The sequence below is a fragment of the Paenibacillus sp. JT22N7 genome (genome assembly GCF_059383875.1).
In genome coordinates this window covers 255,142-276,736 of the sequence record NZ_JBXENY010000009.1, presented here as the reverse complement: position 1 = coordinate 276,736, position 21,595 = coordinate 255,142, and the positions used below count along the sequence as shown (strand labels likewise).

The window sequence follows — 21,595 nt, the reverse complement described above, 5'->3', positions numbered from 1 at the left end:
TGACTATATTGTATTCACGATGGACCTCAGATTCATGGACAATGACCTAATGGATAGTAAAAAACGGCGTATGACTAGAAGCATGCAGAATGTGCGGCAATAACCGAGCGGTACTCATCGAGGAAGCTGTGCTTGATACACTGAACGTGGGAGAGTGTGCGGTGGCCGTGCCACAAAACAGGTTTGCTGCATAAGCCATAATAGATGGACAACTTGACGAATAATCAACTTGGGAAAAAGAAGGGGGAGAGAGAGCGATGGTGGCTATGACAAGACAGCAATTTATTGCGGCATTGGTGCCTGCCGTCATACAAGTACGGCGCGAGGGCTCACCGATGCTGCCATCTGTACGACTGGCGCAGTATATTTTGGAAACCGGAGGTGTCATTCATTCCTGGTATAATTTAGGTGGAATTAAAGTCTTGGGAGCTTCGCCCAATGCCTATTGGCAGGGCCAAGCGGTCGTAAAAGGGACGTGGGAGCATGTCGATGGCCGAAATATAAATACGAGTGCGGCCTTTCGCGCATACAGCAGTGTCTATCATTTTATGAAGGATCAGGATCTACTGTTTATGAAAGCGCGGTATGATCGAGTGAGGCTTGCGAAGACGCCAGAGGAACAGGCGCAAATGCTGCTGGCCTGCGGCTATGCAACCGATCCGGCGTATGCAGCCAAGCTGATCGCCATCATAAACAGCAATGGGCTTCGACAGTATGATAACGAGGCTGCAGCGGCTGTAAAGACAACGGTATTTCAGGGCGCGAAGACGGTGCCGATTTTGCAAGGAGGAATGGTGGAGGTGATCGGTTATGAGCGTGATGGCACCGTGTGGGTGCCAGCGAGAGCGCTCGGCAGCCGCCTCGGCGGAAAAATTGGCTGGACGGGTTCAAAAGTAACGGTGAATAGCCAGGAGCTGGAGTCGCTGCTGGATGGAGGAACGGGGTATGTAACGATGCGTGCGCTGGCTGCTTCCCTGAATAAAAAAATCGAATGGGAGCCGAGCACACGCACCGTGACGATTATATAAGGGCAAGGCAGCTATTTTTTACGCTGGGAGGCTGCCCAGAAAGCAAGCACAATCAGCGGAATCGTTATAAACCACGGAATGTGAATGGTTCTGCCAGCAACAAAAGCGAAAATAAACAATAGCACGAAGCCGATAATAATATACAGACAGCCTCTTCCGAAAGTATTCATAAAATCTGCGCACCTCCTAGCATAAGGAACTCATCCCTTATCATACGAAGCAATCTTTAGCAGGTTGCATGAAAATAGGAGCTGCGCAAAATTAAGCGTTACAGCCAGGTTGTTTTCTCTGCATAAGGCTTGCGCGCAGTAGCTGGCGCTTCCCCTTGCGGGTATCCGATGAAAAGGGTGCCGATTATTTTTTTGCCCTCCGGCGATCCAATAAAGGCAAACATCCGCTCGTCATGGACGAGGCCGATGCCGCGTGTACGCCATACAAGTCCAAGTCCCAGCGTTTCGGCGGTCAGCCACATCGAGTGAATGGCGCAGGCTGCGGCATATTCGTTGTCCTTGGAGGAAGCTTCGTCCCCTTCAATGATATCGGCCGTTACAACAATGGCAAGGGGCGTCGTTTCCAGCACTTTAATCGATTCTTTTACTAAATGCGGCTTGGTTGGAAAACGCTCCTCCAGATAGGTACGCGCCAATTGCTCATAACGCTGCTTTGCTTCGCCGCGAACGACATAAAAATGCCAAGGCTCCCGCAGGCGGTCGTTAGGGGCGAGCGTTGCAGCTTCCAGCAAAGCGGCGATTTTCTCTTCCTCTACTTCCTGCGGCAAATAATTACGCACTGCGCGTCTTTGTTTCAAAGCATCAAGCAAGGTAAGGGTGGTGGTAGTCATTGTTTTCTCTCCTTCTATAGAGTGCTGCAGCGTAGGGGTGCAACAAAATGGATAAGCTCTCCCTGTATACTATACAGTGGAACAGGCGATGAGGAAAGGGATACAGAAGTAGAATATAGAATAAGAAAAAACGATATATAATAAGATAATAAGCTTACATATCCAGTCGGCATTTATGATTTGGTTAGCTAGCTGCACAAGGAGGAACTGAAAATAATGGGTAAAGCATTTGATAAATTATTGCCGGAGCACGAGGAGTTTATCGGGCGGCAGCACATGTTTTTTGTAGGATCGGCTCCGCTGACGGCGGAAGGGCATGTTAATATATCTCCGAAAGGCTACGATACGTTTCGCATATTGTCGAACCAGGAGGTCGCTTATCTCGATTTGACGGGGAGCGGCAATGAAACGAGTGCGCATGTGCTGGAAAATGGCAGGATGACGATTATGTTTATAGCAATGGAGGGGAAGCCCGTTATTATGCGACTTTTCGGCACAGGGAAAGTTGTATTGCCAGGAACTGAGCGCTGGAATGAGCTGATTGGGAGGTTTGAACTGCTGCCAGGCGCTAGGCAAATTATTGTGCTAGATATTCATAAGGTGACGACGGCGTGCGGATTCAGCATCCCTTTTTATGACTATCAGGGCGAGCGGGAACAGCTGAAAGACTGGGCTGAGAAGGTAGGTGATCAAAAGCTAACGGACTATCAAAATGAAAAAAACAGCTACAGCCTCGATCGGCTGCCTACCCCTCTTGGCATTCAGAGGAAGACAGCTGAAACATAGGCAAATAGCTGCTTTATGAACCTGTTATCGATTCGTTATTCATTCGCAGGGAGATTGTAACGGGAAAAAAGCTTCCAGATCAGCTCTCTGCGGCTGGACACTTCCGTTTTCGCAAAAATAGATTTGAGATGATCCTGCACCGTATACGAGGAAATATGCAAGGAACTGGCCAGTTCCTTCGTGGAAAGGCCACGCCATAACCGTTCGACCAGCTGCTTCTCGCGCGAAGTTAGCGCATAAGCTTCAGCAATGATTGGCAAAATATCGCCAGGCTTCGCAAGCTCGAACCATACCGCAAGCTGAACCGAGTGATCCGCGGCTTGGAGCTTGCTGGCTCGCAGCGATAAGTAGGGGCCATCAGGAATGCGGATACATACTTTTGCGTCGGTCTGTGGCTCCCTATCCGAGGTGCTTGCAGCCAAAGCACGCGAGCAAACGGCACGGATTGGTCTCGGCAGTGTCTGCTCGTCGATGAACTCCCATTCGCGGAGCAGCGACAGCCAGCTGTTTGCAGCGTCATTACTCGATAGAAGCAGCAGCTGCTCAGACAGAATCAGAATGCCAGGATCGTCTTGAAAGGCGGCGCCCTCGCTATCTGGCAGCAGCAAGCTCGCTTTTTTCAAGGTGCGGGCCATGCTTGGGACTAAGGAAGCGATATACAAGCGTTCCTCTTCTTGAAAAAACGGCTCATTGAGCTGCCGAAATAACGTCAAATACCCCCAGCAAGCCCCATCCACCGTAAGTGCTGCACGCAGCTCATCTCCAAAGCCGGCAGGCTGCAGCACCTTTGTATATTTGAGGCTTCGACTTAAATCGCCTTCGGTTGCGCCACTTAATGTAGCAACGGGCTCCGCAAGCTTGGCAAGCTCCTCATACGAATTGAAATCCTCCCGCAAATATTCATATTCAAACAATAGATGATGAATGGCCTCTACGCCTTCCTCCGTAACTGCGCCAGTAGACAGCATCGTATGCGGATCGACCAGCGTACAGCATGCGGCTGCAAAAGGCATCGTCGTTCGCAGCTCTGCAAGCAGCCTCTCCCTGTATTCGCTGGAGCGGAGGTTAGCCTCCTCTAATTTGGCGAGCTGTTTCCGTACACTTTCTCTTTGCTTGTTCATCCCAGCTCTCCTGATTACCCACATTTATGGGATAGTGATTTTGTGGCGACCCGATATAATTAACATTAATTACAGATTACATTTTACAGAATACCCGCCAAATTGAAAAGGGTGGACCATATACAGAGTTGAAGGGAGAGCTGTACCGATGAATGAGAAGCAGCCGCAACAACAGAAAACAATGAGTTGGAATGATCCCCAAGTGGAGGGCTATGGACGAACGATTTCTTTAAAAATACCCGGCTATTTCATGCTGTATGATATGACAGATCGTTTAATGAACGCGATGCTTGGTCCTGAAAGGGAACAGGACATATTAGTTGTTGGCGCAGGCGGCGGGCAGGAGATTGTGACGCTCGGCGGTGCGCATCCAGCGTGGAGCTTTACCGGGGTTGACCCGTCTGCACGCATGCTGGCAATAGCCGAGCAGCGCATTCGGATGGAGCGATTGGAAGCGGGAGTAACGCTGCACGAGGGAACGGCAGACGAGCTGCCGAAGGACAAGCTGTATGATGCAGCGACTTCCCTGCTAGTGCTGCATTTTATAAAGGGGCTGGATCAGAAAAGGAAGCTGCTGCGCAGCATAGCCGAACGTTTGAAGCCGGGAGCGCCGTTATTGATTGCCGCAATAAGCTGTGATCGCCAGGAGGAAGCATTCGCCGTGCAAATGAGCGCTTGGCAAAGCCACATGCTGGATAATGGCATTCCGCTGGAGGATTGGGAGCGGTTTGCCGCCTCTCTTGGCGCCGAATCAGATCCTGTGCCGCCAGAGCAGGTGGAAGAGCTGCTTCGGGAAGTTGGCTTTAACCATATTTCAAAATTTTTCGGTTCCTACCTTATTACAGGATGGTTTGCTGTCAAAGCAGACGGGGAGCATAACATAGAAGAGAAGAGGCAGGACAAATGAAACAAGACATCGTTGTTATAGGCGGCTACGGCCATGTGGGCGGAGATATAAGCAAGCAGCTCGGAGCAAAATTTCCAGGTAAAGTGTATGCGGCGGGCAGAAGCTTAGAGCGTGCGAAACAATTCGCGGACCAGACGGGCGGCCAGGTGAAACCAATGGCATTTAATTTAAGCAACTGGAAGCAGGAAATGGATTTCGAACGTGTCAAGCTAATTGTCATGTGTATGGATCAGACGGATGATGCCTTTGTACAGGCTAGCCTGCGGAGTGGAACGCATTACGTGGATATTTCAGCGTATGGCCCTTTCCTGACCAGCTTAGAGAAGCATACAGAGGAAGCTGCACAGGCACAGGCGACAGCGGTGCTGAGCGTCGGGCTAGCGCCAGGTGTAACGAATTTGCTCGCACGCAAGGCGCAGCAGGAGCTGGATCAGCTCGATAGCGTAGATATCGCAATTATGCTGGGGCTTGGCGATCAGCATGGCAAGGCGGCGATAGAGTGGACGGTCGACAGCATTGGCAGTGCATTTTCAATTGTTGAAAATGGCGGTGTCGCGCAGACGGTCAGCTTTAGCGGCGGCAAGCGCACCGACTTCGGCAAGGAGCTGGGCAGCCGCATGGCTTACCGTTTCCCGTTCTCCGATCAGCAGTCGCTGCCAAGAACGCTGAAAGTGCCGACCGTATCAACAAGGCTTTGTTTCGATTCAGGTGCGGTCACCCGCTTGGTTGCGTGGATACGCGCAACGGGATTATTCCGGCTGCTGAAAGTCAAATGGATTCGCTCTGCCGCTGTGAGCAGCTTTGGGATGATGCGTTTTGGCTCAGACGGCTATGCGGTTAAAGTAGATGGCTGGGGAATGAAAGCGGGTAAGAAGAAGCATGTTCAATATTTGGTCGATGGTTCCCACGAGGCGGCAGCGACCGCTAAAGTGGCGACCGCTGTTGCCACCGCTGTTTATGAAGGCGGCCTGCCAGGCGGTGTATTCCATACGGAGCAGCTATTTGAGCTGGTGAAGAGCGGCAAAGGCAAAATAGCCCTGCAAGCCGCTGCGGGCATTACGAAACGACCGCAGATCATTGAAGGCTTGAGATATGATAGCTGGGAGTAAGGCCAGAGCGTCATCAAGGTTGTTATAATGAATGTGCCTCATTTGAAATATGGCTAACTTCCAGGCCGAAATTTTCACATAAAGCTTGCAAGCCGCTAAAAAAACCTTTGCCGATGGCGTCAAATTTCCAATTGCCGTTGTGCAAATATAAATCCCCAATGACGATAGCTGTTTCTTTAAGCAGATCTTCGCCAAAATCGAATTGAGCTACCACTTGTTCCGTTTGCGGATGCAGCAGACAGATGCTGATTTCGGTCACCTGGCTGAAATCATGCTGCTGTGTCTCGCCTTCGTAGATCGAGAGAGTGAAGGCCATTCGCTGGATCTGCAGCGGCAGCTTGCTGAAATCGATTTTAAACTGTGCTGCATTGGGGCCTAGCTTGGAGTAGGAGACGGAGTTATCAGATGAAACGGGATTTCCGTAAAAAATACAATCTTCATCCCGCTCACACCGTCTTGCAGCAGATAGCAGGAAGGCCGTGGCGTCAATTTCAAGCGCCGGATTTAACAATTTCCATGAAACGCGAGCAACCAGCTGATTCAACCCCAAATGGAGGGTAATGTCAGCTTTTTGCCCTCTGACAAGCTTTAGTCCAGAATTTTCGGTTATTATTTCTGTGGCGCTAGCTGCAGCACGTTTAGTGCTGGCAGAGGCGGCTGGCTTTGGTTGCTTCTTGCTTTTAGCAGCTGTTGTTGAGAAGGGCGAGTAACCGCGAGCATGCATTTTGCCTATTTTATAGCCCTTGTCGAGCGCAAGCTCGGTAGGGCTTGGCTGCTGCTCGCGCTCTAGCAGTCTTACTAAAATTAATGCTGCCGCTCTCGCATCATCAAGCGCATCATGGTGATTTAACGGAATTTGATAATGGCCAGCTAATACGTTCAAACGGTAGGAGGGCATGTCCGGCAGCAGTTTTTTGCTAAGCTGATAGGTGCAGTAATAATGAAATGCCGGATAAGGCAGAGCCGCATCATCTAGACAATAACGCAGGACGCTCATATCGAAGGAAGCATTATGCGCCACTACCTGTTTATTTTTTAATAATGGCTCAAGTACAGGCCATAGCTCGGAAAAAGTAGGGCTATCCGCCACCATAGCCGGAGTGATGCCGTGAATTTCAATGTTCATCCGGTCAAAATGCTGCTGCGGATTAATGAGCCAAACCTGCTCGAAAACGATTTTGCCGCCCTGCACCTCGACGATGCCGATCGCGCAGGCGCTGGAGCGATTGGAGTTGGCGGTTTCAAAGTCAATTGCCACAAAGTCCATGGTGCATCCCCTTTAAATTGGTGTAAGTTTTTTATAAATATAAGAAGTTATAAGTTTCATCCTTATAATGGGCTTATATTTCAAAGCAAAACGGCAGCTTGCTTTGCCGCCAGAGGACGGCGACAGCTGTTTACGCTTGTGCTTACCATGAATTATACAGGATGTCCGAAGCTTTTTGGCTGTCTTTCCATCTTTTTCTTGTCGTGAAGGTATAAATGTCCGCAAAACGGACAAAATAAAATTATCGGCGTCGCAAGATGTCGTAGACAACCGCGGAGAAGACTTACGTTCCCCATAAGCTCTTCGTCCGGTTTCTCCTCTCCCATGAATAGAGCGTCCCGAAAGGGGCGCTCGATTTTTTTTGTAAACTTTTATGAATCAAGGGGGTTTCAAGGAATTGATTTTTCTAATTGAGCGCTAGAAATTGCGTTTGATGACGGAATTAAACACAGTGGTTCTCAAAAAATGAGTGTCATAATTACTATATTAAGTGCAGCAACTGCGTGGCTGATTCAATAATTTTTAGGGAGCCCTGGGGCTCTTTTTTCTTTTAATTGAAAATTTTAAAGGATAATATTTCATATTGTCGAATGATCATTTGTAAGATGTATATTTTATGGAGGGATAGTTTGTGTCAATTATAATTGAACCTTTAGAATTGGTGATTTCATCTGGAGTGTTGCTAGCAACTATTTGGGTAGGAGTTCGTTACTTTACTAAAAAGAACTTAGATCATCTTTTTGATAAGAAAATGGAAAATCATAAACTTGACCTTCAAAATTTATTAGAACTTAACAAATTTGATTTACAACGAAGAATGCATGACTTTAGTTTATTTACTGTGAAAAAGCATGAAGCATATCCCAAAATATATGAGTTATTACTGCTTGCCGAAGGAAGGGCCATGAGTTTAATGGGACTCAGAAGTGAGCCGAGTTTTATCAACATGAATGCCCAACAGCTGGAATACAGCCTTAAACATGATTATAATTTACCAGATATTTTTATACAGAAATACATAGTTACTTGGGATGAAAAGAAGCTTGAATTAATAAATGATTTGAAAGAGAATTTGAGGATAGCTGAAATTAATGGTGCGCAGAATACAATAAATGAAGCAAAAACTTATGTCTCTTAACTAGTTTGTATTTATCCGATCAGGTGTCAACCGAATTAAATAAACTCATTCAAACATTTAAGCTATACTTGTTAAATATTGAGTACTTACCAATATTTTCACGTGAAGAGTTAGAGGGGAAACGTGTTGAGATAGCCACTCAGAAAGAAGAATTAAAATCGTCACTCGATAATATAAAAAAATCAATGCAGATTGAACTTAAGAGAGGATATTATGAATTTTGAAAATGAACTTTTATAAGAAAATGATGATTAACGAGGTGGCAAGAAGGAATAAAGACTGCTGAGAAGGTAGTCAGAGGCTTTGTGCTGACGCTCATTAAAGGGGAATAGTCAGGGCTTGCCTGTCATTGCTAGAACATGCACAAAAAGTACGTCGTCGCACTTTTAATCACGGGAATGGAAAACGAACAACATCGACGAATATCGAATGTTCAGACGTCGGAATGATTAGGTGGTGACATTGCCACTCATTCGACAAGATCAAAGGATTCTATCCAATTGATGGATACCATGGAGTGCGCTCAACTTTGAGTATACCTAATATCAATAGCCTACTGCTCACGGCTCAATTATCAGCCCTCAGATTTAAGAATTGATTTTTAGAGCGGACTTTTTCTCAGAATTGAGAAAAAGACTTTTCCTCCGTTTTGGGGAGAAGTTTCGATGCTGAGAACGCAATTTTGCGCTGAGCTTGTAGGCTATGGGAAACAGCACTACCGAAATCAAAATAATTTAGGTTTGTTTTACCGGTTCGGATATGGCGATTCACCATGACCGGGCCACGTTGATAAATGGTTGTCGACCAAAATAAAAAACCGCCCAAAGTGGACGGATTGTAGTTGGGCGTTGCCCTTGGCCGTAACGCTTTCTATTGTATATTGTGCTATTTACACCAGCTCTCCAGAAGCAACCAAGGACAACAGAATTACGATTATGCACATAGGCACCAACCCCTTTGTAATAATAAGTGGGAGAACAATTGCGAGAGCGACCGACTGAATACCTGCGAGCAGATTATTCAATATCGGATTCTCTCTTAATTGAATCGTAAACTTGGAGAGCAGAGGATTTAAACCTCTACCTTTAACAATCAAAATAATATTTAGTTTATTACGAATGTGAGTTGATTGTCAAATAAGAACAGTAAGGCTACTCAGGCTCCAGAGCCCAGCCTTTCTTAATCCTAAGCAAATCTTCGTATTCATTCCCACTGAAATTGATTAATAGCAAATCGAGCGGAATGTTTCCGCTATCTTCATGCGATAGAGATTTGCTTGTAATTGAATACCCTTCATCAATTGCTAATTCTGACCTTGATTTTAGCAGAAGACATTCTTTAAAAACTTCGTCTGGTTTAATATAATTTTTGTTGGCAAAACGAAAAATTGCGCCAACTCGACCATTGACTTCGTTGTGGCTATCTATTCCAATAAATCTGCCATTTGAATCTTCTCCAGAAACAATATATGACGCACCGACTAGGAAATGTCTCATTTGCTCAAAACCTCCTTAAATGATATATATGGTATATTTGACATATTTGTAGAAAAAACTTCCTTTTGTCGAATTGTTGTTTCTGCTAGAGTATAAAAGGGGATGAATAGTATGCCTAGGACTACATTTTTTGAAAAGTTAAACGAAGAAATAGAAGGCACTGATCTGAATAAAAAGATATTGGATGGCGGTTATCAAGAAGAATTCTATACTTTGTGTCGCAGCGCCTATCTTGCAATTTTCAATGCAAGTATAGTCAAGCATGAGGGGCAGTTACAGTGCTTTATTGATGGGTCAACAATTGAGAATTTTTCCATTGACGTCTCTTCTTATTCAGCATTAACAGGGGAATCGCCGGAAGATATTATGAGTGTAGTGAGAATTTTTTATATTCAGACCGCCACAGATGACGAAAGAAAAAGTCGCAGGTATGTTGATAGTGAGTTTGACGGGAACACATTTGGGTATCGGGGAACGTACTACAATTCATTAGACGAATTTCCTAATTGGGGCGATTTTGAAAAATCTGTTCTGAAAAAAAATCATTAATAATAAAGGTCGTCCATTCGGACGGCTTTTTATTTTGCCGAAAGGGTGACAACACCGGGGTAAACAAAGATCGGTGAAATCAAACGTAGGATATCACAGCCAAGTAGAGTGTGTTTGTTCAAAGACTTTTGGTTTCCTATATAGGTCTCTGAATCAACTATATACTCCCAGTGGTGATCTGCCGATAAAGAATATGGAGGGATTGGGATGATAGATTTTTCAGGAGTACAGTCTGGCGCGGACGCCATATTTAACAAGTTGATTATTGTGCTGATTGTTATGTTCTGCTGCGGTATTATAGGGGGAATTATTTCGTGGTTTTTACCACGCTTCTTAATGCGTCCAGTGATTGGTATATCGGTAATGGCGGGCTTGTTGGGATACTTTAAATATTTCGATTAGTTTCCATTCTTAGTATTGGTTATAAAAGAAAGGGGAGTCAAAATGGAGTCTAATAATTTAATATTACTAGCTGATATGTTAGGGATTAGTCCTGATTCACCAGCTTACGATTTATTGGAAGGATCAGCAGATGCCGTTCCGTATATAGGGAAATTGTATAATGCCTATAAGATGCACAGACTTCAAGCAAGAGTCAAGAAAATTGAAAGCAGATTATTAACGATCACGTCCCTTATGATTGAAAAGAATGACGAGTTATTAAATGAATTCATACGTAAAAAAGCATTTCCATTCACTCTAAATGAATTGTTTGAAGAGCAAGAAGAAGAAAAGGTTGACCTAATTATGAATGGCCTTGAGTATACATACAAAAATAATATCAGAGAAGAAAGCAGAATGATGGGTTATTTTGATGTGCTTCGAGAATTGCGAATTGATGGACTAAAACGGCTGATTAAATATAACAGAAGTTCGAGAAAACAAGAGAGCAACTATCTTCCAGATGATCCAGAAGAATTGAAGCTTTATTATGAGAATAAAGGCTACACCTCTTACTTAGATAATCAGCTTGAAAAACTGGGCCTAATTGATACAGGCATAAGAAGTCTTGATGATGTTGTTACTCAAATGTTTGAACACCTTAGCAATAGTCTGTCTTCCAGATATAGAGCTAGTAGTCACTTTTCAGCAAAGAGACATGAAACAAAGCTGACTTCATTCGGAAATAACTTCATAAATTTTTTTGAACTTACAATTATGATAGAGATTCCAGCTGATTAAATAATATTCTATTAAGCTGTATTTGAGTGAGTTTAATTACACAAAGCAAAGCTACTGAACAAGAGTTTATATCCAAAATCCCGTCGCACCAACGAGTGGGTTGGAGGAGAGCAGTCCGCGAATGACATAGTTGAAATGTTTTGAACGATTTGGGTGTTAAAGAGACTATAGGGCGCAAGGATAGCTCGGATATTGAGAGTCGATATGCCTGGGGATGCGACCATGTATGTTTAAGTTTGGCGAGCTTATTCTGCCGGATTTTTAGTTTGGGGCAATCATTTAGCTCTTGAATTAATAAATAGTTTTTCATTCAATTTTCTAAGGTAGTCTTCGCCATATATTTCTTTAAGACGCATAGCTCCATTCGAATATGCTGGGGCAAGAGTGGCGGCCCTTTCTAAATTCCACCCTTTTCTGACTCTGGCTGTGAATGTCCCATATGCGGTTCCGTTTGCTTTAGCAATTGAAACGATCCTAGAACGGTCTTTTTTTATTTGGGTTGGCCTAGTAATTGCGGATCGTTTATCCCATGCTAGCGCTCCAATTCTACTGTTAACATATTGTGCTTTAATTCCATTCCGTGCTGCTTCTTCGTACTCATCTGGCGTTATGTAGTAATCATATGGATTGAACATTGCCGGGCTCCTTTTCGGTAGTGCTTTTATCTTCTTAAGTAAATAGAAAAAGCCGCAGGGATGCTTTCCCATACGGTTTGATCAGAATATAGAGCAATCCCTACTTAAATATGCCATGATAATTTTTCTTAAGGCTGCGGCTGGTTCTGCCGGCTTTTTTCTATTTCTTCAATGATAATAAGATGGGCACGAGTCATGGAGTTTCTCAAGTCTAAACAGGCAAAGTGAATAGAGGCACATAATGCAAGAATACATGCTGCATACAAAATGAACATAGTAGTGTTTGCAAGACGAGGTAGCATATCAGTATTTGCTGACACCAAAATTGCAATTATTCCGAGAAAAGTGGAAAATATTAATTTAGAATATACATCAACTATTTTTTCTATTGTGCTGGTTGTATCCATCGATTTCAATGCCAAGCTTATAATATCGAATTCTGCTACTGTTAGTTTTTCATAAGCTAATCGCCTTTTAAATACTTTTTTGTGAGTGCGCACAGGGGAAGTATCCGTTATCTTTGGAAGAGGGCTATTTAATTGATGGTAACGGTAATATGTGAATATTACCTCTATTATTAACAAACTAAACGCTAGAAATCCCATGAAAAATTCAAACATGCTTCACACTCCTTTATTTATTTATCGGTAAAAATTATAGAAAGTTGATGGACGGTGAATATTAAATTAGGAAGAAATAGCACTCGCCACTTGATGACGGATTGATGACAGAATGCTTCATCAAGCATCAAAAAAGCCCGAAACCATCAAGTAACGGGCAATAGAACTCCATATATAGCAAGCATTTTCAGGCAACGTCATCCACGCTTAGGAATGTAAAAACACATCTCCCATGAATAGAGCGCCCCGAAAGGGGCGCTCTATTTTTTTGCATTTTATTTTACAGTAGCATTCTGAGCCATAAACCATATACCTGTTTCCTTTGAGGATTTAATGGTGTATACAATGCCATTGCGCTCGGCAGATTTATTAAGGTTGTATAAATCAACATTGCTTTCCATCAAACCTAGCTCCTCAAAAATATCTCCGCTCTCATTGGTTTCCAAATCAGGATTAGTTGCTCCGATTAAAGCTCCGAATGACAAAATCAAATTAGCCCCCGATTGCGGAGTACCATCACCAGCGCCCATAATAAGAAGCTCTTTAATAGCTCCTGTTTCTTTATTTACAAACCCATTGAGGTAGATGGAGTCAGTAAGCTGATGCTGAAAGCCTGAACCTTCTACTTTCAAAGACTTAACGGTAAACTTGGCTCCCAGCGTTTCTGATGCTTTATTGAACGCTTTACGGAAGCTTTCCACGTCGGTTGCTACCACACCTTCAGCTTTGGCTTTTTCAGTTTTCGAGGACTCGTCCTTCTTAGAGTCTGTTGCATTGCTCGCTGTTTCAGATGCCGCTTTGGTTTCATTTTTTGAACTTTCTGCGTTTGTAGCAGTTGGAGTAGTGCTTCTATCTTTATTCAAATTACTTACACTTCCTACGATTAGGACGATGATTAACCAGAACCACCATTTTGTATAAATCGGTTTTCTTTGCTGCATTTTAATTGCCCCCTAGGATCTCATTATACTCTTTACAGCTATTCCGACTTGGACGATGCCTTATCGAGCTTGCTTTCATTACTTTTCACGGAAGATGTGTCTGCGGAATCATCATCACGCAGCCCGCCATTAACTAGGCCAGCAATCAAAATGACGGTGATTACCCAAAACAACCATTTTTTATAAAACGGCTGGCTCTTCATTGTTCATGCTTGCTCCTATCGTATTCGTACACTTCTGGTGAAGGGGAAAAGGATGTCAGCCGCTCCGAACTCGTTGTTATTGAAGGGGGAGATGGCACTTCATCCGCTATTTGCTTATCTTTATTCCCCGTATAAATGATCCCAACCAGACTGCCTGCCACGAGAGCGACAATGATAAACCGGGTCTGATTGAACAACAGTGTTCTTCTTTTCAACAATACCGACTCCTATACTAAAATCTACTTGAATTGCTCGCGAACCCCTTCAAAAGCGGCCTTCATATCATCGCTAGTTGCGGTTGAAATGAATCCAAAGCTGAATTTATCTTCTATAATAAGGCCGATAAATTCCTTATCCCCGTCTCCTTTGACCAAGGTCAAGGAGCCTTTCGTTCCGTCTTTTTCATAGTCGACCGTTTCCACAACTTTCGGATTTAAAAAATGATCCTTCTCATCAATAACCGCAGATGCGGCAAATGCAAATATGCTTTGAACATCAGGATGCATATACTCCTGAGCAAATTTCTTTCTGGCCTCTACATCGGTTTCGTTGTAGTAGGAGTTAATATAACCAAGCGTAAGCTGTTCACTTACGTTCAAGTCCTTTTCAGGCTCGGCGGTCGGTGCGGCAGTTGCCTCGGTCTCTGGTGAAGGCGATGCCGAAGCTTCAATCTTCGCTGAAGGGCTTGGTGATGCAGTAGCCGCTTCATCCGAGGAGCACCCGCTCAGAACGCCAATAGCGACCGCTGTTAATAGGCCATAACTAATCTTTTTGTAAAATGTTTTTCTCGTTTGCAATGTGTCCGCTCCCTTTATCATTGTTTCGACACCAATATACTACAAAAGTTATGTTTTGGCGATATGTGGAAGAAGGAGTAGAGAGTATGGTAGTTTCTATCAATCCACTTAGCTAGTCCGTGTATGTAAGCCTGATCTAGATCGATTTTAGTACCAGACGTATTGCCTCTCCTGCCGGGTATGTCGCCTCTGACGAACGTGAACCTATATACCGAAAGGTCGCTCTATGCACTTCGCTTCCGGGTTTTACTCCCTGTACAAAGATAGTTGGCGGACATAGCAGCGGTTATTTCGACAGAATCACGTGTTAAGGCAAGCCCGCGGACTCAGGGGACGTTAATACGCTGCAAACAGCCATTTTGTCAGGATATTGAGGGAGATAACGGATTTCCTGTCCGCATACGTCATAAAATCGGATCAAAAGCCGGAATAGCGGAACCTCTGTCCTCAAAAAAAGGAGGCTGTGTCCCGAGCCGCGTAGTGTCAGCAACAATTGCGGGCTGTGGTTTTTTATTCCTTAGAAGCTGTAAATTGGCGATAGTCGAGCTTTTTTTACAAAAGCTTCATCCTCTTTAACATCCCGGGGCAATTATGGTACGATAGGCGGGATAGCGAATAAAGGGGGCATTTGGCAGTGAGAGTCATTGCGGGCGCAGCCAAGGGACGACCGCTGAAGGCGGTGCCTGGCAACAATACAAGACCTACGACCGATAAGGTGAAGGAAGCGATTTTCAGCATGATAGGGCCTTTTTTTGATGGGGGCGTTGCGCTGGATTTGTTTGCTGGAACCGGAGGGCTTGGCATAGAGGCTTGGAGCAGGGGGGCCGAGCGGACGATTTTTATCGATCAGGAGAAAAATAGCATCGACATCATTCGCCACAATACGCAGGCGGCCGGCATGGGGCAGGAAGCGGAAATTTACCGCAACGATGCGGAACGGGCTCTAAAATTACTGGAAAAGCGTGGAATCGCTTTCTCGCTTGTTTTTCTGGACCCGCCTTACCGAATCATAACGGCGGACAAGCTCATGACGTATATGGCTGACCATGGCATGCTTGAAGACGGGGCAACGATTGTCGTTGAACATGACGCAGCCCATAGCTATGAAGAGCAGTGGAACGGCTTTTTTCAAATGAAAAAAAACAAATACGGCGACACGACGGTAACAATTTATCGCTACGAGCCGAATGAAGCTCAAAACGGAGGACTTAACGATGCAGACGAATGACCAGATTCGCGTAGCCGTATACCCTGGAAGCTTTGACCCTGTCACTTTTGGGCATTTGGATATTATCCGCCGTTCGGCGAAGCAGTTCGACCATTTAATAGTAGCTGTACTTAATAACACGAGCAAAAATCCGCTGTTCAGCCTGGAGGAGCGCAAGGAAATGATCACTGAGCTGACATCGGACTTGACGAATGTTTCGGTTGAAAGCTTCCGCGATCTGCTTGTGCGTTTTATGAAGTCCCGCAACGCCAACGTAATTGTACGGGGCATTCGTTCCGTGACGGATTTTGAATACGAGCTTACGCTGGCATCGACGAACCGGCTGCTCGATGAGGATATTGATACAATTTTTATGATGACCGATCCGAAATACTCCTATCTCAGCTCCAGCATCGTGAAAGAGATCGCGCAGTTTCAAGGTGCGGTATCTGAGCTCGTTCCGCCTGCGGTGGAGAAGCGCCTGACTGAGAAGTACAAGTCGAAACAGTAGAAGGCACTTGGCTTAATTAAGCTGTATCCATAGTTGAAACCAGGCATTATTTAGGTGTTTCAGCCTCTCTTCGTGCCAGCATATACAACGCTGCGAGCAGCAGTACGAGCAGCGCTGATGCAGCCAACGTATAGGGCCACAGATTAGGGAAATGCTGCGCGTGAAAATAGCCCGGAAAAGGGCTATTCATCCACGCCCCGTTTGATGAAACAGCTGGCAGCGCGCTAGCGGCTTGCCGCAAAAAATCAAAAGAGGCGCTGGCGAGAATCAGCTGCGCCGGCTTCCACAAGAGCACCACGAACCAAGCGGCATGCCCGGCATGAAGCAGCTTGGCGCCAGCGAGCGGGAGCAGCTTAAGATCTGTGCCGCTCGTTGAGTAGCCTGCCTGCAGCAGCCCGCTGATGCCGCTCCATGCGAGTATCGCGGCGGTGATTGCTGTGCTCAGCACAGGTGCCAGGTTCGGTGCTTCCAATACGGCAACTGTGTAGGTGCCGATATGGCTTTCGAGCAGCGCGGGCAGGAAGAGCGCTTCCCACCAGCTTCCTGAGCTGATAAAAAGCCAAAGCGGCTGCATAAGCCGGGCGATGACAGCGGTGAAAATGATCAGGCCGCCAATCAGCATCAGCTTCTGCACGCCGCCGGATACGGCTTCGCCGAGCACCCGCCCGAAGCCGCGGCCGTCGCTCTCCCGCGCAGCGGTGATCGCCTTGGCCGCCCGCTCGACCAATCGGCCTTCCTGCACCTGGGCGGCGTGGGCCGGGAAAGCCTCGGACCTGCTGGTGAGCAGCAGCAGCCAGGCGGTCCACAGCGCAGACAGCCAGACGGCTGCTGCGACCAAGAGCCCCAGCTCCGGCTGATGCATAAAGCCTGCGCCAAGAACGACAAGCATGAAAATAGGATTTGGCATATGTGAAAAGGCGAGCAGCCGCTGGCCTTCTTGGAGCGTAACATGCCCATGCCTGCGAAGCACGGCCGTCGTTTCAGCACCGGCGGGAAAGCCGGATAGCCAGCCGAACAGCAAGGGCAGTGCAGCCTCACCGGGAAGGCGGAACAATCGGCCCATGAGGGGCTGGAGCAGCACGCCAATTCCGTGAACGAGGCCAAAGGCGGTAATGAGCTCAAATAGGACGAGAAACGGCAGCAGCCCGGGAAAAACAATATTCCACCATAAGGTCAGCCCTTGAAGGGAAGCTTGAAAGGCTGCCTCGGACTGGTAAATAACAGCTCCGACCAGCAGAATGGATGCTAGCGCTGCGAGCAAGGTTTTAGCCACTGGACGATCAACTCCATTTCAGGTCATCGTATCGTAGGGAATGGAATGCCTTCGATAAGGGCGAGAATATCCATTTTACAGCTGCGCTTATGGAAAATGCGGGCTATTTGCAGCGCCTGTAAGGCCGCCAAAGAGAAATTTTGCAATACTACGGTTGCTTGAGAGCGTTGGGAGATTGCAAATGGCAGCTAGTATAGCGGCTTGTACGATATGTATGCACTCGCTTGGCCCGTTAGACCGTTGTTATATGTGATAAAGAAGCTTTATGAGGAACGGAGGGGCGCAAGTTGTCCTTGAAATCGTCTGGAGTAAGGCAGCTAGGTTTTATTATGTTGGCGACCGCTTTATTCATGTATTTGCTGTTGTACGCACCAACGCCTTATGTCATGTACGAGCCTGGGCTTGCTGCTCCGACGAAGCCGATGGTGCGTTTGGTAGAGGAGCGGAATGACGATGCAGCGGTGAAGCCTTCATCAAGCCCATCGCTCAATTCGACGCCAGAAGAGGGAGCTTTTCTTATGACGGCTGTCAGGCTCTCGGATGCGAATTGGTGGGAAACCCTCTCTTCGGCATGGGATAAGGATATCGCGACATACAGCCGCTCATCGATTTTACGCGGTTATACGGAGCAGGAATATGCCGAGAGAATGACCGTCGTCATGCAAGGCTCGCAAAATCAAGCTATTGAAGCCGCGTACCGCTTCGCCCATCTTTCCTATCAATCAGTGGTCGACAGCATTGCGGTGTCGGATGTGTTGCAGGACAGTGACGGCAGTGAGGGAAGTGGATGGGAGCCTGGAGATGTTCTCGTTTCGTTAAAAGGCGGCAAGCCATTTGCGGATGCCAAGCAAATCGTCACTGAGCTTGGAGCCTATAAGGCTGGCGATGAGGCTGTATTTACCGTAAAACGGGGAGGAGCGGTGCAAGACGTTGCGATTACGCTGGGCGCCTATGAGGCTCCTTTAACGTTGGACAAGCTTCCTAGCGCGCTTGGCGGTGTACAGCTCGCTGAGCTTCGCAGCCTGCAGCCGGATGACAGCCGCTTTAAGCTGCAAATCGATGCAGGAGCCATTGGCGGCCCCTCGGCGGGGTTGATGTTTGCTCTGCAGTCGCTTGATTTGCTGCTCGGCAAGCAGGATTTGACGGGTGGCGCGATTATTGCCGGAACAGGTACAATCGCAGCGGATGGGACGGTCGGTGAAATTGGCGGAATTGCGTTCAAGGTCATTGCGGCAAGCCGCGAGGGAGCTGAGCTGTTTCTCGCCCCGTCCGCGAACTACAAGGAGGCTGCGGACAAGGCGAAGGACATAGGAACGAGCATGAAGGTCGTCAGCGTGAATAGTCTTAGCGAGGCTAAGCAGGTCATTGAGCAGTATGTCAGCGAAAAATAGGCCGTGTGAATTAGAGCATGATCGGCTTGGCATAATAGTCGCGAAATAAGGCGCCCGACTGCTGGCTTCCTGTATTAGCGAGCATATAGGCAGCAGTAGCTTGCGTATCGAGCTCTAAATAACGGTAGGGCTGCTCGGCAGCCGATGCGCTTAATAGGACAGGCAACGTCGCGGTCGTGCGCATTTTTCGCAGCAGCCCTTTGCCTTTTTCGCTAAAACCAAGCACGCGAATATATTGCAGCCCGCTCCGCAGCTTGTCCGGTGTGAAATCCGACTTGGCATGTCCAAGCAAGATCGAAAGCAGAGACCGCTGCAGCTTCGTTCGGGTATAACGTTTCGTTTTGAGCTCAGCAAGCAAATGCTCCACCTGAAGCTCCTTTAGGCGAGGCAGCGTTTTGCGAATGCGGTGTTCAAGCCCCTCCGTTATTTCATGCAGCTCGGCCAGCTGCGCTGCTGAACGGGTGACGATGGCATGCAGCAGCGGCGAGGCGAAGCTGTCCCAGCTTACGGGACTTCGCCCTGCACCCCATTCGCGTGCCAATACGTCATAGGTTGTGTCTGGCACGAATGGCTTAATGCCTGAAAGCTGCCGTTCCAGCAGAAGCTGTTTGCGTATGGCTGTAGCGCTGGCAATGGCGCTGTCCGTTACGTCTTCCTGGTTGTAAGCGGCTTTCTCGCGGCGAATCGTAAAAGGCTCCATACGCCCGCCAAGACGCGCAAGGGCGATCAAATAATGCAGCCCCAGCGTATGGTTGGGCATGGCAAAAGGAAAAGCGGCAGCCTCCGCCTTGCCTATGCTGCCCAAATAAGCGGCTACCGCGCTGCTGTAAGCGCTCGGGTAGCTCATTCCCGTAGCCAGCAGCTCCTTGAGCTGCGAGGCGAAAGCGGGCGGCTCCTGGGCGATGACGGAGGCGGCATCCATAAGTGGAGCCAAATCGCCGCTTTCCGTGCCGAAGCAGAAGCCATCGACGACGCCCGTTGCCTCCAGCAGCGCAACGGCGCCGTAGGAGAACCATTCCGCCGCCTGAGTAGCGTAGGCTACAGGCAGCTCAATGACGAGATCGCAGCCTCCGCGCAGCGCAGCTTCCGTACGGCTCCATTTGTCCATCACGGCAGGCTCGCCGCGCTGGAGAAAGTGCCCGCTCATGACAGCGACAACGGCGTCAGACCTGCTTGCCAGCAGCGACTGCTGCAAATGATAGCGATGGCCGTTATGAAACGGATTATATTCAACAATTAATCCTACCGTACGCATATAACCGTGCTCCTTAATTGTAAAATGATTGCATTACAAGGTGAAACGGCTGCCCTCCGTCCTTTGTCGGTGCGGCGCGTTTCAGTCCGAGAAATATAAGCCTATTGTAGTTGTAAAACTTATAATTGCTTATATTTCAAGCGTAAACGACTGAAGACGTCTTCTGGCGGCAAAGCAGCCGTTTCGCGATGAAATATAAGCCTATAATAAGTGTACAACTTATAATTGCTTATATTTTAAGAATAGCACAGCTATGATCAACATATGAATCGTGACCCTCATTTTCAACCGTTGAAAGTGGAAAATAGCTAATCCTCTGTGAAAATGTTGACAAAACCCTTATAAAATAGCTATAATAAATTTTGTTTGTTTGAGGTGATAATATGCAGTTTCATGTAGAAGAAACGATGTCCAAGAGGTTGAAGCATACAATCAATGAATCCATTGATGTTGCCCCTCTATTTGAAGGACGGGCTGATGTGATTCACACAGGTCCGCTCCATGTAGCGCTTGAGGTAGAAGGAAATGCAGGGTCGATCTTGGTTGATGGTCAAATGACGATCGATTGGGAGCTTGCTTGCTCCAGATGCTTGGAAGCCGTTCAGGAGCATACAGTCATTCCTTTCTCCGAGCAGTTTGAGCCTGCGCCGAAACGTGGCCAAGACGAGGATGAGCAGGAAGAGGATGACGACAGCGACTTCATTGCGGTATCCGGTGAAAGATTGAATTTGCAGCCTTATGTGGAAGAGGCGCTTCAACTGTTTATGCCGTTTGCCCCGCTTTGCAAGAGCGATTGTAAAGGACTTTGTCACACATGCGGACAGAACTTAAATGAACAGACATGCAGTTGCAACAACGAGAAGCTAGACCATCGTTTTGCAGCATTGAAGGATTTGTTCAAGGATCAATAGTGTATCGCTTCGCGAATATTGTGAAGGAGGTGTTAAACATGGCAGTACCTCAAAGAAGAACGTCCAAAACTCGCCGCGACAAACGTCGCACTCACTTTAAGCTGGCTGTGCCAGGTATGGTAAAATGCGAGCAATGCGGAGAGCTGAAATTGGCTCATCACGTATGCAAAGTGTGCGGATACTACAAAACGAAAGAAATTATTGCTCAATAATTTCCGGGATCTCACAATGGCACTTCATCGCTTGGTGAGGTGCTGTTTTTTTGCACACGTTTAGCTCCTTATAGCAGCGTTTTTCGTTTCTTCTCGGGACGAAGCCGCCTTTAGTTAGGTGGAAGTAACCGTCTAGGCTTGCTTCGCTGCTTACAGAGGCTTTTTTTTATAGAGAAGTTTAGTACCAGGTGATAATAGCAGATGTTGGTCTGTTG

At 46.8% G+C, this 21,595-nt stretch carries 26 protein-coding genes; 13 read left to right on the top strand and 13 right to left on the bottom strand.

Annotation, left to right across the window (positions count from 1 at the left end; translation table 11 throughout):
* Positions 1-257 precede the first annotated feature (257 nt).
* Positions 258-1,028, top strand: a complete 771-nt coding sequence (locus AC50Y5_RS23905) for a glucosaminidase domain-containing protein (protein WP_056038380.1) — start codon at positions 258-260, stop codon at positions 1,026-1,028.
* A gap of 11 nt (positions 1,029-1,039) precedes the next feature.
* Here AC50Y5_RS23905 and AC50Y5_RS23900 read toward each other — a convergent pair whose 3' ends face one another.
* Together AC50Y5_RS23900 and AC50Y5_RS23895 are read right to left on the bottom strand one after the other, a co-directional pair.
* On the bottom strand, positions 1,040-1,198 hold the full coding sequence (locus AC50Y5_RS23900) for a hypothetical protein (RefSeq protein WP_200931650.1): 159 nt from the start codon (positions 1,196-1,198) through the stop codon (positions 1,040-1,042).
* A 98-nt stretch (positions 1,199-1,296) separates the two neighbouring features.
* Positions 1,297-1,869: a nitroreductase family protein gene (locus AC50Y5_RS23895; protein WP_056038377.1), complete on the bottom strand. Its 573-nt coding sequence runs from the start codon at positions 1,867-1,869 to the stop codon at positions 1,297-1,299.
* 216 nt (positions 1,870-2,085) lie between these two features.
* Here AC50Y5_RS23895 and AC50Y5_RS23890 point away from each other — a divergent pair, with 216 nt between their 5' ends.
* The gene (locus tag AC50Y5_RS23890; RefSeq protein ID WP_494863980.1) at positions 2,086-2,655 is read left to right on the top strand and encodes a pyridoxamine 5'-phosphate oxidase family protein; all 570 of its coding nucleotides are present in this window, start codon (positions 2,086-2,088) and stop codon (positions 2,653-2,655) included.
* Between the two features lie 35 nt (positions 2,656-2,690).
* On the opposite strand, the gene AC50Y5_RS23885 is transcribed toward AC50Y5_RS23890, so the two are convergent.
* On the bottom strand, positions 2,691-3,776 hold the full coding sequence (locus AC50Y5_RS23885) for a helix-turn-helix transcriptional regulator (RefSeq protein ID WP_056038371.1): 1,086 nt from the start codon (positions 3,774-3,776) through the stop codon (positions 2,691-2,693).
* Between the two features lie 148 nt (positions 3,777-3,924).
* Here AC50Y5_RS23885 and AC50Y5_RS23880 point away from each other — a divergent pair, with 148 nt between their 5' ends.
* Both AC50Y5_RS23880 and AC50Y5_RS23875 read left to right on the top strand, forming a co-directional pair.
* Positions 3,925-4,683 (top strand): class I SAM-dependent methyltransferase, encoded by a 759-nt coding sequence (locus AC50Y5_RS23880; protein WP_063892606.1) that lies wholly within the window; start codon positions 3,925-3,927, stop codon positions 4,681-4,683.
* Positions 4,680-5,792, top strand: coding sequence for a saccharopine dehydrogenase family protein (locus AC50Y5_RS23875; protein WP_494863979.1), 1,113 nt, complete (start codon positions 4,680-4,682; stop codon positions 5,790-5,792). Before AC50Y5_RS23880 ends, AC50Y5_RS23875 begins: the two co-directional genes overlap by 4 nt.
* A gap of 22 nt (positions 5,793-5,814) precedes the next feature.
* Here the strand turns inward: AC50Y5_RS23875 and AC50Y5_RS23870 are convergent, their stop codons facing one another.
* Positions 5,815-7,059 (bottom strand): TerD family protein, encoded by a 1,245-nt coding sequence (locus tag AC50Y5_RS23870; protein WP_494863978.1) that lies wholly within the window; start codon positions 7,057-7,059, stop codon positions 5,815-5,817.
* 631 nt (positions 7,060-7,690) lie between these two features.
* Here AC50Y5_RS23870 and AC50Y5_RS23865 point away from each other — a divergent pair.
* On the top strand, positions 7,691-8,197 hold the full coding sequence (locus AC50Y5_RS23865; RefSeq protein WP_494863977.1) for a hypothetical protein: 507 nt from the start codon (positions 7,691-7,693) through the stop codon (positions 8,195-8,197).
* Between the two features lie 1,151 nt (positions 8,198-9,348).
* On the opposite strand, the gene AC50Y5_RS23860 is transcribed toward AC50Y5_RS23865, so the two are convergent.
* Positions 9,349-9,693 carry a hypothetical protein gene (locus AC50Y5_RS23860; protein ID WP_494863976.1) on the bottom strand — a complete coding sequence of 115 codons (345 nt, stop codon included), beginning with the start codon at positions 9,691-9,693 and terminating at the stop codon, positions 9,349-9,351.
* Positions 9,694-9,804: 111 nt separating this feature from the next.
* Here AC50Y5_RS23860 and AC50Y5_RS23855 point away from each other — a divergent pair, with 111 nt between their 5' ends.
* The 3 genes from AC50Y5_RS23855 (at position 9,805) to AC50Y5_RS23845 (ending at position 11,424) form a co-directional block, all read left to right on the top strand.
* Entirely contained in the window at positions 9,805-10,242 is a 438-nt protein-coding gene (locus AC50Y5_RS23855) for a hypothetical protein (protein ID WP_494863975.1), read from the top strand.
* 207 nt (positions 10,243-10,449) lie between these two features.
* Positions 10,450-10,644: a hypothetical protein gene (locus tag AC50Y5_RS23850; RefSeq protein WP_494863974.1), complete on the top strand. Its 195-nt coding sequence runs from the start codon at positions 10,450-10,452 to the stop codon at positions 10,642-10,644.
* 42 nt (positions 10,645-10,686) lie between these two features.
* On the top strand, positions 10,687-11,424 hold the full coding sequence (locus tag AC50Y5_RS23845; protein WP_494863973.1) for a hypothetical protein: 738 nt from the start codon (positions 10,687-10,689) through the stop codon (positions 11,422-11,424).
* Between the two features lie 275 nt (positions 11,425-11,699).
* Here the strand turns inward: AC50Y5_RS23845 and AC50Y5_RS23840 are convergent, their stop codons facing one another.
* From AC50Y5_RS23840 to AC50Y5_RS23815, 6 genes are all read right to left on the bottom strand, one after another.
* Positions 11,700-12,059 carry a hypothetical protein gene (locus tag AC50Y5_RS23840; protein WP_494863972.1) on the bottom strand — a complete coding sequence of 120 codons (360 nt, stop codon included), beginning with the start codon at positions 12,057-12,059 and terminating at the stop codon, positions 11,700-11,702.
* Between the two features lie 128 nt (positions 12,060-12,187).
* Positions 12,188-12,679 (bottom strand): hypothetical protein, encoded by a 492-nt coding sequence (locus AC50Y5_RS23835; RefSeq protein WP_494863971.1) that lies wholly within the window; start codon positions 12,677-12,679, stop codon positions 12,188-12,190.
* Between the two features lie 275 nt (positions 12,680-12,954).
* Positions 12,955-13,620 carry a hypothetical protein gene (locus AC50Y5_RS23830; RefSeq protein ID WP_056038366.1) on the bottom strand — a complete coding sequence of 222 codons (666 nt, stop codon included), beginning with the start codon at positions 13,618-13,620 and terminating at the stop codon, positions 12,955-12,957.
* Between the two features lie 38 nt (positions 13,621-13,658).
* Positions 13,659-13,823: a hypothetical protein gene (locus tag AC50Y5_RS23825; RefSeq protein WP_155973317.1), complete on the bottom strand. Its 165-nt coding sequence runs from the start codon at positions 13,821-13,823 to the stop codon at positions 13,659-13,661.
* Positions 13,820-14,038 carry a hypothetical protein gene (locus AC50Y5_RS23820; RefSeq protein WP_056038363.1) on the bottom strand — a complete coding sequence of 73 codons (219 nt, stop codon included), beginning with the start codon at positions 14,036-14,038 and terminating at the stop codon, positions 13,820-13,822. The genes AC50Y5_RS23825 and AC50Y5_RS23820 overlap by 4 nt, the downstream gene beginning before the upstream one ends.
* Before the next feature lie 24 nt (positions 14,039-14,062).
* Entirely contained in the window at positions 14,063-14,620 is a 558-nt protein-coding gene (locus AC50Y5_RS23815; RefSeq protein WP_056038360.1) for a hypothetical protein, read from the bottom strand.
* A 634-nt stretch (positions 14,621-15,254) separates the two neighbouring features.
* On the opposite strand from AC50Y5_RS23815, the gene rsmD reads away from it, so the two are divergent.
* Positions 15,255-15,848, top strand: a complete 594-nt coding sequence (gene rsmD / locus AC50Y5_RS23810; protein ID WP_494863970.1) for a 16S rRNA (guanine(966)-N(2))-methyltransferase RsmD — start codon at positions 15,255-15,257, stop codon at positions 15,846-15,848.
* Positions 15,835-16,338, top strand: coding sequence for a pantetheine-phosphate adenylyltransferase (gene coaD, locus AC50Y5_RS23805; protein ID WP_056038356.1), 504 nt, complete (start codon positions 15,835-15,837; stop codon positions 16,336-16,338). The genes rsmD and coaD overlap by 14 nt, the downstream gene beginning before the upstream one ends.
* A gap of 46 nt (positions 16,339-16,384) precedes the next feature.
* Here coaD and AC50Y5_RS23800 read toward each other — a convergent pair whose 3' ends face one another.
* Positions 16,385-17,611: a nucleoside recognition domain-containing protein gene (locus tag AC50Y5_RS23800; protein WP_494863969.1), complete on the bottom strand. Its 1,227-nt coding sequence runs from the start codon at positions 17,609-17,611 to the stop codon at positions 16,385-16,387.
* 287 nt (positions 17,612-17,898) lie between these two features.
* On the opposite strand from AC50Y5_RS23800, the gene AC50Y5_RS23795 reads away from it, so the two are divergent.
* A complete protein-coding gene (locus AC50Y5_RS23795) occupies positions 17,899-19,002 on the top strand; it encodes a YlbL family protein (RefSeq protein ID WP_494863968.1) in 1,104 nt (367 codons plus the stop codon).
* A 10-nt stretch (positions 19,003-19,012) separates the two neighbouring features.
* Here AC50Y5_RS23795 and AC50Y5_RS23790 read toward each other — a convergent pair whose 3' ends face one another.
* Positions 19,013-20,257 (bottom strand): nucleotidyltransferase, encoded by a 1,245-nt coding sequence (locus tag AC50Y5_RS23790; RefSeq protein WP_494863967.1) that lies wholly within the window; start codon positions 20,255-20,257, stop codon positions 19,013-19,015.
* Between the two features lie 383 nt (positions 20,258-20,640).
* On the opposite strand from AC50Y5_RS23790, the gene AC50Y5_RS23785 reads away from it, so the two are divergent.
* Both AC50Y5_RS23785 and rpmF read left to right on the top strand, forming a co-directional pair.
* Positions 20,641-21,168: a YceD family protein gene (locus AC50Y5_RS23785; RefSeq protein WP_056038343.1), complete on the top strand. Its 528-nt coding sequence runs from the start codon at positions 20,641-20,643 to the stop codon at positions 21,166-21,168.
* A 38-nt stretch (positions 21,169-21,206) separates the two neighbouring features.
* Positions 21,207-21,380 carry a 50S ribosomal protein L32 gene (gene rpmF, locus AC50Y5_RS23780; protein WP_042160385.1) on the top strand — a complete coding sequence of 58 codons (174 nt, stop codon included), beginning with the start codon at positions 21,207-21,209 and terminating at the stop codon, positions 21,378-21,380.
* Positions 21,381-21,595: the final 215 nt, after the last annotated feature.